Source organism: Stenotrophomonas sp. YJH_SMC_27, from assembly GCF_059369815.1.
Genome location: NZ_JCAFTA010000006.1, coordinates 103074 through 120717, shown reverse-complemented (window position 1 = coordinate 120717; position 17644 = coordinate 103074). Strand labels below are relative to the sequence as shown.

Sequence of the window (17644 nt, the reverse complement as noted above, 5' to 3'; positions counted from 1 at the left end):
CGGTTACGGCTGGTAGCGGATGTCGGCGTCGACACTGCTGCCACCGGCCTTGCCGTCCTTGCCCAGGCTGATCAGCTCATACGGCTGGCCCTCGCCCGGCGTGCGGTATTCCAGCGCATGGCCCCACGGATCGTTCAGATCGGCCGGCTTGGCATAGGGCCCCAGCCAGCCAGCCACGCCAGCCGGCGCAGTCACCAGATCATTGAGCGAGCCGGGCAGCTTGCCGGTATCGATCTGGTAGTTGTCGACCTTGGATGCGACGGTCTGCACCTGTGCCTTGGCAATGTTGGCCTTGCCGCGGTCGGCGCCACCCAGCACGCGGCTGGCGACCAGGGTCAGCACCGCGCCGATCAGCACGATGACGATGATGATCTCCAGCAGGCTCATGCCCGACTGGTTGCGCGCTGCGGTGAAGGAAAGGCGGATCGGTCGACGGGAAGCAATCATGGTCGGTCCTTTCAGTTGCGGAGTGTCGGGGTTGCGTAGGGATCCATCGTCAACCGATGGCATTGGTCAGGTCGTACAGCGGCACCAGCACGGCAACGATCACCGCACCCACCACCGAGGCCAGCACCAGGGTGATCGCTGGCACCATCGCCGCCAACAGGCGGTCGATGCGGCGGGCGCTGTCCTGTTCGAAGGTGTCAGCCGCTTTCAACAGCATGGTATCGAGTGCGCCGGACTCCTCGCCAACCTGGATCATCTGCAGGGCCAGGCGCGGGAAACGCCTGCCTCGCGAAAGCGCCAGCGACAGGCCGGCACCGTTCTTCACTTCATCGGCGGCGGTTTCCACATCGGCAGCCAGCGCGCGGTTGCCCAGCACGTTGCGGGCGATGCCCAGGGCACCCAGCAGCGGTACGCCATTGCGCAGCAGGGTACCCAGCGTGCGCGCCAGCCGGGCAGTCTCCAGTTCACCCAGCAGGCGGCCGATGCCGCGACGCTGCAGCAGCCAACCATCCAGCGCCAACCGGAAGGCCGGCTGCCGCGCCTTGCGTTCGAAGAACAGCGCCACCAGCGCCGGCACCACCAGCAGCAGCACCCACCAGTCACGCACGAACAGGCCCAGCTGCAGCACTGCGTTGGTGAACCACGGCAGCGCCACATCCAGGCTCTCGTACATCTGCGCGAACTGCGGCACCACGTAGCCAAGCAGGAACAGCAGCGCACCACCCACCACCACCAGCAGGATGGCCGGGTACACCAGCGCGTTGATCACCTTGCCTTGCAGGGCCCGGCTGCGTTCGAGGTAGTCGGCCAGGCGCTGCAGGGTTTCGTGCAGGCTGCCGCCGGCCTCACCGGCACGCACCATGTTCACGTACAGGCGCGAGAACAACCCGTGCTGGCGTTCCAGTGCGGTCGACAGCGGCGCGCCACCGCGCACCACATCGCGGATGTCGGCGATCGCGCGACGCGAACGATCGTCTTCGGGCAACCCGAGCAGGATCGACAGCGCGCGGTCCAGCGGCTGGCCCGCACCGAGCAGTGTCGCCAGCTGCTGGGTGAACTGCAGCAATGCCGCGCCCTGCAGCGGCCGTTGGCGGAACAGGTTGCGCCAGGTACCGCCACCGATCGCACCGCCATCGGCCAGCTGTGTCTCCATCGGCAGATGGCCCTGGTCCTGCAGGCGCGCGACCAGCTCGGCCTCGCTGGCCGCTTCCATCTGCCCGTCGAAGATCTCGCCGTGCGGATTCAGTGCCTTGTAACGGTAGGTCGGCATGTCAGCCCCGTCGTCCTGCGCGCATCAGCTTTCCTCGGTGACACGCAGGACTTCCTCGATGGTCGTCTGCCCACTGAGGGCCTTGGACAGGCCGTCTTCGTACATCGTGCGCATGCCGGCTTCGCGGGCAATGCGTTCGATCTCGCCCATGCCGTCGCGGCGCATCACCGAACGCCGCAGCGCATCGTTCATCACCAGGAATTCCATGATGGTGGTACGACCGAGGTAACCGGTCGGCGCCAGCGCCGAGGGCCTGGGGCGGAACAGATGGATCGGCCCTTCCGGCTGCAGGCGGCGCAGCTCGAAGCGTTTGATTTCCTCCGGCGAAGCCTCGTAGCGCTCGGCGTGGGTCGGTTCCAGCCGGCGCACCAGGCGCTGGGCCAGAATCCCGTTGATGGTGGAGGTGAGCAGGTAGTCTTCCACGCCCATGTCGAGCAGGCGGGTGATACCACCGGCGGCATTGTTGGTGTGCAGGGTGGACAGCACCAGATGGCCGGTCAGTGCCGACTGGATCGCGATGCGCGCGGTTTCCAGATCGCGCATTTCGCCGATCATGATGATGTCCGGATCCTGGCGCACGATGCTGCGCAGCGCGTTGGCGAAGTCCAGGCCGATCTGCGGCTTGGCCTGGATCTGGTTGATGCCCTCGATCTGGTACTCGACCGGGTCCTCGACCGTGATGATCTTGACGTCGGCGGTATTGAGCTGGCTCAGCGCGGTGTACAGCGTGGTGGTCTTGCCCGAGCCGGTCGGGCCGGTCACCAGCAGGATGCCGTGCGGCTGTTCCAGCACCTTGCGGAACTGCGGCAGGAACGCATCGGTGAACCCCAGCCGGTGGAAATCAAACACCACTGTCTCGCGGTCGAGCAGGCGCATCACCACGCTTTCGCCGTGCGCGGTCGGCACGGTGCTCACGCGCAGGTCCAGCTCCTTGCCCTGCACGCGCAGCATGATGCGGCCGTCCTGCGGCAGGCGGCGCTCGGCAATGTTGAGCCGGGCCATGATCTTGATGCGGCTGATCACCGCTGCGGTGAGGTTGGCCGGCGGGCTTTCGCCCTCCACCAGCACGCCATCGACACGGTAGCGGACCTTCAGGCGGCTCTCGAACGGTTCGACATGGATGTCCGACGCGCGCAGTTCCACCGCACGCTGGATCACCAAGTTGACCAGGCGGATCACCGGCGCTTCCGAGGCCAGGTCGCGCAGGTGCTCGATGTCATCGACCGCACCGCCCTCGCCATCGGCGGTTTCGACGATCGCGCCCATCGCGCTGCGGCCCTGGCCGAACCAGCGCTCGACCAGGTCATCGATCTCCGCACGCATGCCCAGCACCGGTGTCACCGGAACCCCCAGCGCCAACTGCACGGCCTGCTGCGGATAGGCATCGTGGGCATCGGCCAGCCACAGACGCACCCCGTGTTCATTCAACTCCAGCGGGCACACATGGAACTGCTTCAGGAAGCGCAGCGACAGTGGCATGCCCTCGGCCAGTGCCTGTGGCGGGGCCTCCGGCACCTGCCTGCCCTCCAGCAGCGGCAGGCCCAGCACCTCCGCGCTGGTCTGTGCCTGGTCGCGTTCAGACACCAGGCCCAGGCGCACCAGCAGGCCCAGCAGGCTGCCGCCGGCCTCGGCGTGCAACGGCCGCGCGCGCGCCAGGTCTCCTTCCTTGAGCCGGCCGCGTGCCAGCAGCGCATCCAGGATGCGGCCTTCGGCATCGTCGGTAACGGTTGCAGCGAGCGCGTTCACGTGACTCTCCTGTCAATCGGACCGACTTTAGCAGTTAAGCCATGATTTCCGCCGCCCTGCGGCCAGCTTTCGCAAAAAGACGAAGCCCGTCACACAGGATGACGGGCCTCGGCCGTTCAACTACGACACGTCAGGCTTACTGCGTGGCGAGGATGCTCACGCCGTTGTAGGCCGCTTCGCCCACTACCTTGATGTAGTAGGTGCCTGCCACCGGCTTGTTCACCCGTACCGTTTCGGACGTGCCGGGACGGGTCGACTTGCCATCGTTGTCGCTGGCGCTCGGCTCGCGACCCTGGGCGATGTAGACGGACACGTTGCCGGTGCCACCGTAGGTGATCACGCTGAGCTGCTTGCCAGCGGCTGCCTCGAAGCTGTACAGGCGGCTGCTGCCGGCCGTGCCGTTCAGCCCCCCCACGGCGGCCTTGTTGGTCAGCGGCGTCGCCACCGGTCCACAGTTCTCGGTGCACGGCTCTTCCAGCGCCTTTGCCAGCGCCGCCTTGGCATCGACGATGCCGGTGCCGATCGGAGTGGCGGTCGGGATGCTGACCGGGAACGGACGCGCGGTTTCCTTCAGCAGGGTGCGCATCGCGGCGGGGGCCAGCGGATCCTTGCCCTTGGCGATCAGCGCGCTCTGCACCAGTGCAGCGACGGCAGCCACGTGCGGCGAGGCCATCGACGTGCCGCCCATGCCCATGTAGCTGTAGCTGCCCGACTCCGGCGTGGTGGCCGCATCGGAACCGGACTGCCAGACGTAGCCGCCGGGATTGCCGTCGACGCTGCCACCACCACCCGGACCGGACAGGTCCACGCGGGTGCCGTAGTTGGAGTAGTAGGTGATGCCGCCGGTAATGCGGGTGGCGCCGACGGTCACCACGCCGTCGCAACTGGCTGGACGGTATTTGGAGGCGTTGTCGGTCTCGTTGCCGGCCGCCACGACCACCGTGGTGCCACGCGAGATCGCGCCATTGATCGCTTCCTGGTAGGTCCCGTCGCAGCTGCCGCTGCCGCCGAGGCTCATGTTGATGACTTCGGCCGGGTTGGCATTGGCGGGTACGCCGGCCACCGTGCCGCCGGAGGCCCAGGTGATGGCGTCGGCTATATCGGAAAGGTAGCCACCGCACTTGCCGAGCACGCGGACCGGCAGCACCTTGGCCTTGTGCGCGACACCGGCCATGCCGACGCCGTTGTTGGTCTGCTCGGCCACGGTACCGGCCACATGGGTACCGTGCCAGGAACTGTCCTCGGCGACGGAGCCGGTGTAGCACTCGTTGTCGTTCTCGACCCAGTCGCCATAGTCCTGCGCGCCCGGCACGCGATCGTTGGTGGCACGGCGCGACGTCTCGGCATCGCTGATGAAGTCGTAGCCTTCCAGCAGGTTGCCGACCAGGTCCGGGTGCTGCGGCAGGATGCCGGTGTCGAGTACCGCCACCACCACGCCTTCGCCCTGCGATACATCCCACGCCGACGGTGCGTTGATGCCGCCGGTGGCGTTGTGCAGGTGCCACTGGTACTGCTGGTAGTAGGGATCATTCGGCGCCAGCGCCGGCTGCACGTCACCGGCACGCAGCTCGGTACGGCGCAGCTTCACATCGGCCTCGGCGTACTGCACAGACGGATCGGCCTTCAGTTCCTTCAGCACGCGCTGCAGTTCGGCAGGCGCCAGGCGCCCCTGCAGGCGGATCAGGTCGGCACCGACGCCCAGCCTGCGCACGACCTGCGGGCCGAGCGCGCTGGCGCGGGTAGTGCCACCGGACAGGCTGGCGCGGGTCAGCGCGGACTGCACGGTGGACAGCTTGGCCGACCGGTCGCCCGCCGCAGCGGTGCCGGCACGGTACTTGACGATGATGCGCTGGGTGCCCGGCTCGGCGGTGCTGGCCTGGCGCACCGGTTCACGGGTCGGCAACCCGGCGGCGTGGACGGCACCGACGGCGGTCATCGACAGCACGGCGGCGGCAAGCACATTGATGCGAAGGTTCTGCTTCTTGATCACGTCGAATTCCTCTTCTGGGTCATGGATCGAACCAACACTGCGGCCATCATTCCTTGACGACTCCCGGCCGGCCCAGCCGGGATTGCCGTGACCTCCCCCCAGGCCCTGTTTGCAGGTTTGGCGCCGGCGTGGGTGGCCGCCGGCGCAGTGGTTTGGCTTACCAGCCGAAGCCGGCACCGACGCCAACCGAGCTGTCGTCACTGCTGAAGGCACCGCCGAAGGTAACCGTGGCGCGATCGCTGATCGCACGCTGGTAGCCCAGCGACAACGCCGACTCGCCGCCCTGGAAACCGATGCCGACGCCGACCCGGTTCTGGGTGCGGATACCGGCGGCACTGGTGGCCATGTTGAGCATCGCCGCACTCATCGCACCCTGGCGGTCGATGCGGCGGTCCATGTGGCGCAGGCGTCCATCGATTTCACCCTTGAACACATCGAAGCTGTCGGCGACGGCCTGGACGCGGCTGTCGGTGTAGCTGTTCGCCGTGGCCACGCCACGGTCCAGCTGGCCCTTGTTGACGGCGTCGGTGGCGGTGGTGCCGGCGGCGACGTTGGTGACCTGGCGTTCGTTGCCTTCGCTGCCGACCGACACGGTGTTGGCACGATCAGCGACCGAACCCTGGCCCAGTGCCACGGCGTTGGCAGCCGTGGCACTGGCACCCTGGCCGACGGCGGTGGACGACGCGCCGCTGGCGACGGCGCCCTCGCCCATGGCCACCGCATTGGCGCCGGTCGCCGGGGTCCCGACCGGAATGCCAGCACCCGCCGCGGCGGCCGTCGGCGTGCCCTGCACCCGCGCGGTGCCGGCCGGTGCTGCATCGGCTGTTGCACGCGCATCCGCGGCGCTGGCCAGCGGGCTGTCATCCAGCGAGGCACTCATCGCGCGCAGGCTGGCGGTTCCGGCACGCGTGCCACCGGCGGTGCGACGGTCGATCTCGCTGACCTTGCGGTCCAGCGCGCCCAGCGCATCGCCGACGTTGCTGTAGGTGGCGCCCTGGATCACGTAGTTCGGCGCCACGAACACGCCCTGCATGCCAACGCTGGCGCCACCGCCGAGGAAGCTGGCGGCATCACTTAGCGACTGGAACAGCTGCCCGCCGTTGATCGCCTGGCGGCTACCGGCGGCGATGCTGCCGGCACCGACGTTGTCGATGGTGGTGCCCTGGAAACCGGACAGGGTCAGTCGGTCACGGCTGGCGTCGTCGTAGCCGACCGCACTGGCCGCCGTGGTCTCGACCGTCGCGATGCGCGAGTCGAAGTCACCCACGCGGGTTTCCACTGCTCCCACCCGCTGGTTGGTGACGTTGAGCTGGGAGCCGGTGATCGCATCGGTGCTGCCGGCAGCGATGCGGCCGTCGGCGACGTTGACGATGCGCCGCGTGGCCGGACCGGCGGTGCCGTTGCCACCGCCGACCGAGACCACGTTGGCCTCCAGCGCGCGCGAACCGGCACCCAATGCCACCGAGTTGTTGCCGCTGGCGCCGCTGTTGGCACCCAGTGCCAGCGTCGCATTGCCGATGGCCGCGGCACCGCTGCCCAACGCATTGCTGCGGCCGCCACTGGCGTTGGCGTTGCCGCCAATGGCCACGGCATCGGTGCCGGTGGCACTGGCGGTACCCGAACCGTTGGCCTTGAAGCGTTGGCCGACCGCATCGGCGGTGGCGGCCACTGCATCGAGCTGGCCCTTGTTCACCGCATCGGTGGCCTGCGTACCCGCCGCGACATTGGTGAGCTGGCGGTTGATCGCGCTGTGGGTGACGCCGGCGGCATCGACCCACTCCTGCGCAGCACCCACCGACACCGTGTTGGCGCGGTCGGCCAGCGAGCCCGCGCCCAACGCGACGCTGTTACCGGCGTCCTTGGTGGTCCAGGTGTTGCTGCCGAGCACCGTCGCGTTGCTGGCCTGCGCATAGCTGTTGTAACCGACCACGGTGGCGCCATCTTCGGTGGCCCACGCTTCACTGCCGATGGCGGTAGTGAACTGGCCGGCGCTGGCGCTGGCGGCATCCTGTCCGGCCAGTGCGTTGAAGCCGACCGCCACGCCGTTCAACCCGGTGGCGGCGTTGTTGCCCAGAGCGGTGCCGTACTCGCCAGCCTTTGCCTGCACGCCGAAGCCGGCGCCGGCGATCTGCGCGATGGTGCCCTGGCCCACCGCCGTGGAAACATCGGCGGCCTGCGCAGCACTGCCTACGGCGGTGCCGAAGAAGCCGGCGCTGGCACCTGCACCAAACGCCGTGGCGCGCCAGCCGCTGGCCTGCGCGAAGTTGCCGACTGCGGTCGTTTCGCGGCCATCGGCGATCGCGCCGTAGCCCACTGCGGTAGCCGCAAGGCCGGCGGCCTCGGCCATGCCGCCGACAGCGGTCGCCCCGATGCCCTGCGACTGCGACTGCGCGCCGATCGCAATGCTGGCGGCGCCGCCGCTGCTGCTCTGTGCACCCAGCGCAACGGCACTGTCTGCGGTGCTGCTGGCACCGCTGCCGATGGCCACGCTCTGCTCGGCCGTGGCCAGTGCGTCGACGCCGACCGCCGTGGCATTGGCAGCGACCACCGTTGCGCCGCTGCCCAACGCGGTAGCGCCGTTGCCAATTGCATTGGCCGCATTGCCAGCGGCGAGCGCGTTGTCACCCTCCACCAGTGCGCCTGCTTCGCCATCGGCATTGCCGCTGGCCTGGAACTGGCGGCTGGTCTTGTCGGCAACGCTGGCCACCGCGTCCAGCTGGCCCTTGTTCACCGCATCGGTGGCTTCAGTGCCGGCTGCAACATGGGTCACCTGGCGCTCACCGCCCGCGGTTCCCACAGCCACGGTATTGTCGCGCTCGGCCTTGGAGCCGGCGCCCAGCGCCACGCTGTTCAACCCACTGGCGGTGGCACCGGCACCCAGCGCAGTGGCATCCGCCGCATCCGCCCACGAGTTCCAGCCGATCGCGGTCGCGTAGTCTTCGGTCGCCCACGCACCCGCACCGAATGCCGCTGCACCAGTGCCGCTGGCACGCGACGGGATCAAGCCGAAGAAGGTGCTGCCACCAATGGCCACACTCTCCTCGCCACTGGCCTCGCTGGACTGACCTACGGCCACGGCACCGGTACCGGCCGCGGCAGCGCCGAAGCCGACTGCCGTGGTGTTGGCACCACTGGCCGCCGAGCCATAGCCCAACGCGGTGCCGAGGCGTCCGCTTGCTTCGGCATAGCCACCGACGGCGGTGGTGCCATCGGCCGAGGCGGCGCTGCGGAAGCCGCTGGCCAGTGCCTGCGTGCCGCTGGCGTTGGATTCAGTGCCGGTCGCGGTGCTGTATGCACCACTGGCCTGTGCACGCGCACCCACGGCACTGGCACCCAGCTCGCTGGCGCTGGCGCCGGTGCCGAGCGCAAGGCTGTCTTCGCCGGTGGCCTGTGCGGCACTGCCCAACGCTGCGGCGTTGTCGCCGGTGGCCAGCGCATCGAGGCCCACCGCCGTGGCGTTGGCCGCCAGCGCATTGGCGCCGCTACCGAGTGCGGTGGCGCCGTTGCCGATGGCGTTGGCCGCATCACCGGCGGCCAACGCGTTGTCGCCCTCAACCAGGGCGCCGGTTTCACCATCGGCGTTGCCACTGGCCTGGAACTGCCTGCTGGTCTTTTCCGCTGCAGCGGCTACGGCGTCGAGCTGGTTCTTGTTGACCGCATCAGTGCCCTGCGTGCCAGCAGCCACGTTGGTGATCTGGCGGGTATTGCCACCACCGCCCACCGACACGGTGTTGTCGCGGTCGGCGATCGAATCGGCACCCAGCGCCACGCTGTTGGCCGCGCGCGATTCGGCGGCGTTGCCCAGTGCGGTGCTGTTGATGCCACCGGACCAGGCGCCACCACCGACGGCGGTGGAGTAGTTGCCCGATGCTTCGGTGGCCAGCACGCCGAACAGCGAACCGCCGACGGCAACACTGTTGGTGCCGGTGGCCAGGCTGCCCTGGCCGGTGGCCGTGCTGTAGGCACCGGAGGCTTCCGCATCGCCACCCACTGCCACACTGTTGGAACCGGAGGCATTGGCGAAGTTGCCGAAGGCGGTGGCGTTGAACGCCGAGGCCTGCGCATAGCCACCGATGGCGGTGCTGTAGCCACCGGTCGCTTCTGCACCGATGCCGAACGCTGCCGACGCGGTGCCGCTGGCCACGCTCTCGCTGCCGACAGCGGTGGCCGCATCGCCGCTGGCATTGCTGAAGTAGCCCATGGCTACGGCCTCTTCACCGGACGCTTCGGACAGAACGCCATTGGCAGTGCTTCCGGCGCCACTGGCAACGCTGGCCGCGCCGAACGCCGCGCTCTGCTCGCCGCTGGCTTCGCTTTCCGCGCCCTGTGCGGTGGCGTACTCACCGGTGGCCTGCGCGTTGGCACCGACGGCGCTGGCGTTGGCGGCGCTGGCCAGCGCGTTGAAGCCGATCGCCTGCGCGTTGTTGGCCAGCGCATTGGCACCACTGCCGAGCGCGGTGGCGCCGTTGCCGATGGCGTTGGCCGCATCACCGGCGGCCAGCGCGTTGTCACCGTCCACCAGGGCACCAGTCACGTCGTCGCCGTTGCCGCTGGCCTGGAAGAAGCGGCTGGTGGTGGTGGCGGTGGTTGCCACTGCATCCAGCTGTGCCTTGTTCACCGCGTCCGTGGCTTGGGTACCGGCAGCGACGTTGGTGACCTGGCGTTCGTTGCCGCTGCTGCCCACCGACACCGTGCGTGCACGGCTGGCAACCGAACCGGCACCGAGCGCGACAGCATTGCTGGCGCTGGCGTTGCTGCCGGCGCCCAATGCGATCGCACTTTCGCCGCCGGCCACCGTATTGGTACCGATGGCGATGCTGTTGATGCTGTTGCCCAGCGCCTGGAAGCCCAGTGCCACGCTGTTGTCGCCATAGCCGAACGCACCGCGGCCGACCGCAGTGGAACTGGCCCCATTGGCCCAGCTGTTGTAGCCGATGGAGGTTGCGCCGCTGCCACTGGCCCAGGCCGCGTTGCCAAAGGCCGACGCGTTGGTGGCGGTGGCCCACGCACCCGAACCGAACGCTGCTGCGCCACTGGCCGTCGCCCAGCTGTAACCCCCTACCGCGGTGCTGTCATCGCTGCTGGCGAAGGCGCTGTCACCAACCGCGACCGCATAGCTGCCGGTTGCACGCGACGTGCCGCCAGCAGCGAAGCTGTTGTCCCCGCTGGCCTTGGCCGCATTGCCGAACGCGCTGCTGGCGGCGCCGGTGGCCTGTGCGCCGCTGCCCACTGCGGTGGCGTTGGCGACGGCGGTGGTGCCTACCTGCTGCGCCGTGCCGTCGGCACCGATGATCGGCTGGTTGTACTCGTCGTAGGCCTGGCCGAGGCCACCGATGGCAACACCGCCGTTGCCGGTGGCGCTGCTGTTGCGACCCACCGCCACGCTGTCATCACCGATCGCCGAAGCGGCGGCGCCATGTGCAACCGCACCGGCGCCGATCGCATTGCTCGACGAACCGGCCGCCACCGCGCCTTCGCCCTCGGCGAGCGCACCGGCATTACTGCCCGCTTCCGGCTGGGCCTGGAAGAAGCGCGCGGTGTTGTCCGCGGTACTGGCCACGGCGTCCAGCTGCGCCTTGTTCACTGCATCGGTGGCTTCGCTGCCGGCAGCGACGCTGGTGATCTGCCGTTCGTTGCCGGCACTGCCGACGGCCACGCTGTTGGCGCGCACCGCTTCGGAATTCGCGCCAAGCGCGACACTGTTGGCGCCACGCGCGGTGGCGTAGTACCCGACGGCGGTACTCTGCGCGCCGCTGGCCCAGGTCTGCGCGCCGAGTGCGCTGGCATTCTCACCCGGGGCGTAAGCGAAGTAGCCGACGGCGGTGGATTCCGCACCGGACGCTTCGGTCAGGCTGCCGTTGGCCACCGCACGATCACCGCTGGCGATGGCACCGGCGCCGACGGCCGTCGCCGCTTCACCGCTGGCCTGGGTCTGCACGAAGAAGCCCAGGCCCGGAATCAGGTCGGCCGGGCCGCCGATGGCGACGCTGCTGCTACCAGTGGCGGTACTCTGCGTACCCAGTGCGGTGGAGTAGTCACCGATGGCATTGGCGACCGCACCGAATGCCGACGACTGCGCACCGGCGGCATACGCGCCAACGCCGTAGGACGACGCCGCAAATCCACTGGCTTCGGCACTGGCGCCCACCGCGGTGCCACCGACACCGGCGCTGGTGGCGCCGGTTTCCACCGGCACGCCGCCACTGGTGATCAGCGGATTGCCATCGGCATCAACAGCGGCACCACCGACGGCGACGCTGCCCGGGCCGTTGGCCTGTGCGTTGTTGCCGAACGCGGCACTGTTCTGGCCCGAGGCCAGTGCGTTGTTGCCCACGGCGGTCGCATTCTGCGCAATGGCGTTGGCGCCCGCGCCCACAGCGGTGGCGCCGTTGCCGATGGCGTTGGCCGCCTCGCCGGCCGCCAGTGCCTCGTCACCTTCGGCCAGCGCGCCGGCATCGCTGTTGCTGCTGCCAGTAGCCTGGAACCGCTTGGCGGTGGCATCGGCCACGGCAGCCACGTCCTTCAGCTGGCCGACATTGACCGCGTCGGTATCTTCAGTACCTGCCGCAACGCTGGTGATCTGCCGGGTCAGGCCGTACTCGGTCGCACCGACGGACACCGTATCGACACGGTCGGCCAGCGAGCCTGCGCCCAGCGCCACGCTGCCGGTGGCAACCGCCGCCGAATTGGAGCCCAGTGCGGTGCTGTATTCGCCCACGGCGGTACTGAATGCACCCACCGCAATCGAGGCTTCGTTTGCGGCAGTGGCGCCTCGACCCAGTGCGGAACTGCCTGGGCCCATCGCCACAGCGCCACCACCTACGGCAGTGGCGCCGTCGGCGCTTGCTTCGGACAACGCACCCAGCGCGGTGGCCGCGCCGTTCTCGCTGGCGGCATAGGCGCTGGCGCCAACGGCGGTGTCACCGAGACCGAACGCTGCGGCGCTCTGCCCGACCACCACGCTGGCATCGCCGATCGCCAATGCGCCTTGTCCGAACGCACTGGCGCCGAGACCGGCGGCAATGGCCTGGGTGCCGACGGCGGTGGTGGCATTGGCCAAGGACTGGGCGCCGGCACCGGCGGCTACCGCGCCTTGCCCGTCGATCTTGGCCGCGTCGCTGTCATCACCTGCGCCATCAGCCTTGAAGTAGCGGTCCCCAGCTGCGGCGACATCCGCCAGCGCGGCCTGCGTGGCGCGCGCCTGCGCATCCAGCTGCCCCTTGTTCACCGCATCGGTGGCCTGGGTACCGGCGGCCACGTTGGTGATCTGCCGTTCCTTGCCGGCATCGCCGACAGACACCGTGTTGGCGCGCGTAGCCTTGGAGCCTGCGCCCAGCGCAACGCTGTTGGCTGCACTGGCGCTGCTGTTGCCACCGATCGCCACCGCGTTGCTGCCCTTGGCACTGGCCGTGCCTTCAACCAGGCACTTTTCCAGCAGCTTGCCGCTGAGTGCCACACAGGTGGCGCTGCCACCGATCTGCACCGACTGTGCAGCGGCGGAACTGCTCATGCCCAATCCCAATACCAGGCCCAGTGCCACCGCCAACAGCGCGGGCGTGGCCTGTGTCGTATCGCGGCGCTGGTCGACAACACCACCGCTGCTGTCGGAGGAGGCCAGCTCCGAGGCCACCACCAACTGACCCAATGCTTTGTTCCAGACCTTGCGATAAATCCGATTCATCGGTACGGCTCCTGATTGGACTGGTTTTGGGCAAAGCGACGCCATCGCCGAGCCTTCTGGCCCAGCGTCCCCTGGGGGCGTCTATTCGCGTGATTTACTGCGGGTAATGCCGAACGGCGCGCAGCGACAGAAACCCGAGCGCATGCGCCAAGCGGTTACTGCGAAATGAATGATTCTGAAACGGGCTTCAAGTGTTAACGGCAACTTTGCAGATCGTCAAGACTTTGACACGGCAAATCCTATTGCCGTGAAGCAGTTCACCATTTCGCGTGTTTATAAAAGAACTTCGTTATGCACACGTGACGAACTGCTGGCGCATGAAAACCGATGTAACTAGCGGACGCGACAAGGGTTTCGCGCGCGCAAAGAAAAACCCGCCGGCAACGCGGCGGGTTTTCCATACGCGATGGCATTGCGCCGTGCGCGCAATGCTGCGATCAGCCGCACCACACCCGTGCGTTGCGGAACATGCGCATCCACGGCGAATCACCCTGCCATTCGGCCGGCGCCCAGCTCATGTTGAGCGCGCGCGGGGTGCGCTCGGGGTGCGGCATCATGATGGTGACCCGGCCGTCGCTGCTGGTGAGGCCGGTGATGCCATCCGGCGAACCATTCGGATTCAGCGGATACTGGCTGGCAACGTTGCCATGGCCATCAATGTAACGCAGCGAGACGCGGGCCGCGGCCTGGTCGACGGCCGTGTCGAACACTGCCTGGCCTTCACCATGCGCCACCGCCACCGGCAGGCGCGAGCCGGCCATGCCACGCAGCAGGATCGACGGCGACTCCACCACTTCCAGCAGTGCGGTACGGGCTTCGAACTGCTCGCTGGCATTGCGGCGGAACTGCGGCCAGTGCTCGGCACCCGGAATGATGTTCTTCAGCTGGCTCATCATCTGGCAGCCATTGCACACGCCCAGCGCGAAGCTGTCTTCGCGTGCGAAGAACGCGGCGAAGGCATCACGCAGTACGCTGCGCTCCAGGATCGAGGTAGCCCAGCCACGGCCGGCACCGAGCACGTCGCCATAGCTGAAGCCACCACAGGCCACCAGGCCGGTGAAGTCCTGCAGCGCCACGCGGCCTTCGATCAGGTCGCTCATGTGCACGTCGAAGGCGCGGAAGCCGGCGCGTTCGAAGGCGTTGGCCATTTCGATCTGGCCATTGACGCCCTGCTCGCGCAGCACGGCCACGCGCGGGCGCGCACCGCTGCTGATGAACGGTGCGGCCACGTCTTCGTTGAGATCGAAACTTAGCTTCGGCTTCAGGCCCGGTGCGTTGAAGGCACGTGCCACCTCGCGCTCTGCGTCGGCATTGGCCGGATTGTCGCGGCGCTTCTGCATCGCGTGGGTAACCGACCACCACGCGTCGAACAACGCTTCCCAGCGCCATTCGGCCAGGCTTTCGCCACCCAGCGACACGCGCACCACCGGTGCGGTGGTCGGCTTGGCGATGCGCTGCGCGCATTCGGTCAATGCATGGCGTTCGACAAGGTCGGCAAACGCGGCGCGGTCTTCGCGTGCGATCTGCACCACCGCACCCAGTTCTTCGTTGAACAGGCTGCGGAACGGATCGTCACCCCAGGCATCGAGGGTGATGTCCAGGCCCAGGCGCGAGGTGAAGGCCATTTCGCACAACGCGGCGAAGGCACCGCCGTCGCTGCGGTCGTGATAGGCCAGCAGCAGGCCGGACTGGCGCGCATCGCGGATCAGTTCGAAGAAACCCCGCAGGCGCTGCGGATCGTCCAGGTCCGGGGCGGCACCGGCAAAGGCCGGCAGTTCGCTGTGGTCGGCATGCACCTGGGCCAGGATCGAACCACCCAGGCGTTGCTTGCCGGCCCCCAGGCCGATCAGCCACAGCTCGCTGTCCACCTCCCGGTCGAGCAGCGGGGTCAACTGCTGGCGCACGTCGGCCACCGGCGCGAACGCCGAGATCACCAGCGACACCGGCGACACGCTCTTGTGCGCCTCACCCTGGTCGTGCCACTGCGCCTGCATCGACAACGAGTCCTTGCCCACCGGGATGCTGATGTCCAGCTGCGGGCACAGCTCCATGCCCACTGCCTTCACCGCGTCGTACAGCAGTGCGTCTTCGCCCGGGTGGCCGGCCGCGGCCATCCAGTTCGCCGACAGCTTGATCTCATCCAGCGCATCGACCGGCGCCGCGCACAGGTTGGTCAGCGCTTCACCCACCGCCATGCGTGCCGAAGCAGCCGCATCGAGCAGGGCCAGTGGGGTGCGCTCGCCGATCGACATCGCTTCGCCGGCGACGCCGTCGAAGTCGGCCAGGGTGATCGCCACGTCGGCCACCGGCAGCTGCCACGGACCGACCATCTGTTCGCGTGCGGTCAGGCCACCGACGCTGCGATCACCGATGGTGACCAGGAAGTTCTTCGAGGCGACCGTCGGGTGCGCGAGCACGCGCAGGCCTGCTTCCTGCAGATCCAGGCCACCGGTCTTCAGCGCCGGCCAGCGCGGTGCCGGCGGGTGCGCAGTGTCGCGGTGCATCTTCGGCGGCTTGCCGAACAGCACGTCCATCGGCAGGTCGATCGGTGCGTCGGCCGGGGTGTGGCCCGGCACGGCGCCATAGGCCACCACCAGATGTTCCTCGGCGGTCGCCACGCCAACTGCAGCGAACGGGCAGCGCTCACGAGCACACAGCGCGGCGAACTCGGCCAGGCGCTCCTGGGCCACGCCCAGCACGTAGCGTTCCTGCGATTCGTTGCACCACAGCTGCATCGGCGACAGCGACGGATCATCGGTGGGCACCTTGCCCAGATCGATCACGCCGCCGACCCTGGAGTCGTGCAGCAGTTCGGGGATGGCATTGGACAGGCCACCGGCGCCGACATCGTGGAAGAACTTGATCGGGTTGTCGGCGCCCATCGCCACGCAGCGGTCGATGACCTCCTGGCAGCGGCGTTCCATTTCCGGGTTGTCGCGCTGCACGCTGGCGAAGTCCAGGTCCTCGGCGCTTTCACCGGAGGCCACCGAACTGGCGGCACCGCCGCCCAGGCCGATCAGCATCGCCGGGCCACCCAGCACGATGACCGCATCACCGGCCTGCAGCGGGATCTTGTCGACCTGCACGCGGTCGATCGCGCCGAGGCCACCGGCCAGCATGATCGGCTTGTCGTAGGCGCGCACCAGATCGGCGCCTTCGGGCAGTTCGAAACTGCGGAAGTAGCCGAGCAGGTTCGGGCGGCCGAACTCGTTGTTGAACGCCGCGCCACCGAGCGGGCCGTCGGTCATGATTTCCAGCGCCGGTGCCATGCGCGGGTTCAGCGCGCGCGGCGCCTCCCACGGCTGCGGCAGTTCCGGAATGCGCAGGTGCGAAACCGAGAAGCCGGTCAGGCCGGCCTTGGGCTTGCCGCCGCGGCCGGTCGCGCCTTCGTCGCGGATCTCGCCACCGGCACCGGTCGAGGCGCCCGGGAATGGCGCGATCGCGGTCGGGTGGTTGTGCGTTTCCACCTTGATCTGGAACGCGCTGGGCACCTGCGGCTCGCGGCGGTACTCGCCGCTGGCCGGATCCGGGCGGTAACGCGACGCCGGATGGCCTTCAATCACCGCGGCGTTGTCGCTGTACGCGCTGAGCGTGTGCTGCGGGGTCTGCTGGTGCGTGTTCTTGATCATCCGGAACAGCGAGCGGTCCTGCTCCTGGCCGTCGATGGTCCAGCTGGCGTTGAAGATCTTGTGGCGGCAGTGCTCGGAATTGGCCTGCGCGAACATCATCAGTTCCACGTCCGACGGCGACCGGCCCAGCGCAGTGAAACGCTCGCGCAGGTAGTCGATCTCGTCCTGGGCCATGGCCAGGCCGAGGCGCTGGTTGGCGGCCTCCAGCTGGTCCACCGGCACGCGCTCCAGTTCACCCCGGGCCGGTGCCGAGAACAGCGCCTGGCCCTGTTCCACGGTCTCCAGCACGGACTGCGTCATCGGGTCGTGCAGCGCCTTGACCAGCGCCTGCTGGGCGGCGGCATCGGCCGGCCAACCCTGCACGTCGATGCGCAGGCCACGCTCGACCCGGCTGACCGGCTGGCCGGCACCTCGGACCAGTTCGGTGGCCTTGCTCGACCACGGCGACAGCGTGCCCAGGCGCGGCACCACGATGCGGCTGACTGCGCCTTCGGCCACGGCTTCGGCCTGCGGCGCCGCTTCGAGGATGCGGCACAGCGTGGTCAGGTCGGGGGCGGCGCTGCCTTCGGGCTGCACGAAGTAGACGTGCCAGGCACCGCTGATGCGCAGGGAGGGAGCGATGGACTGCAGGCGGGATTCAAGACGTTCGCGGCGGAACGGCGACAGGGCGGGCGCGCCCTCGAGGACCATCATGTCCGGGGAACCGTAGTTGGGAAACGGGCCCGACATTGTACCGGAAGCGGGGGAAGGGCTCTGGCCGGGCGGCGCCCGGCACCCGCCGAGGCCAGGGCAACGGCAACAGCAACAGCAAGAGCTGGCTTCCTGTGGGCTGGCGGGCCAGCAGGACACGCCGTAAACCCATCAATGGGGGCTCGATGGCG

Annotated in this window: 6 protein-coding genes; all 6 read right to left on the bottom strand. The window is 68.5% G+C overall.

From position 1 onward, the window contains the following. Positions 1–3: 3 nt before the first annotated feature. On the bottom strand, positions 4–447 hold the full coding sequence (gene gspG / locus AC5P7R_RS11035; RefSeq protein ID WP_021203164.1) for a type II secretion system major pseudopilin GspG: 444 nt from the start codon (positions 445–447) through the stop codon (positions 4–6). A 49-nt stretch (positions 448–496) separates the two neighbouring features. Then, positions 497–1717, bottom strand: coding sequence for a type II secretion system protein XpsF (xpsF, locus tag AC5P7R_RS11030; protein ID WP_019661003.1), 1221 nt, complete (start codon positions 1715–1717; stop codon positions 497–499). 24 nt (positions 1718–1741) lie between these two features. Beyond that, positions 1742–3463, bottom strand: coding sequence for a type II secretion system ATPase GspE (gspE, locus tag AC5P7R_RS11025; RefSeq protein WP_227853659.1), 1722 nt, complete (start codon positions 3461–3463; stop codon positions 1742–1744). A gap of 136 nt (positions 3464–3599) precedes the next feature. Next, on the bottom strand, positions 3600–5453 hold the full coding sequence (locus tag AC5P7R_RS11020) for a S8 family peptidase (protein WP_021203162.1): 1854 nt from the start codon (positions 5451–5453) through the stop codon (positions 3600–3602). A 157-nt stretch (positions 5454–5610) separates the two neighbouring features. Further along, positions 5611–13134: an ESPR-type extended signal peptide-containing protein gene (locus tag AC5P7R_RS11015; protein ID WP_494540198.1), complete on the bottom strand. Its 7524-nt coding sequence runs from the start codon at positions 13132–13134 to the stop codon at positions 5611–5613. A 437-nt stretch (positions 13135–13571) separates the two neighbouring features. Continuing rightward, complete coding sequence (gene purL, locus AC5P7R_RS11010; protein ID WP_495213849.1) at positions 13572–17456, bottom strand: phosphoribosylformylglycinamidine synthase; 3885 nt, start codon at positions 17454–17456, stop codon at positions 13572–13574. Positions 17457–17644: the final 188 nt, after the last annotated feature.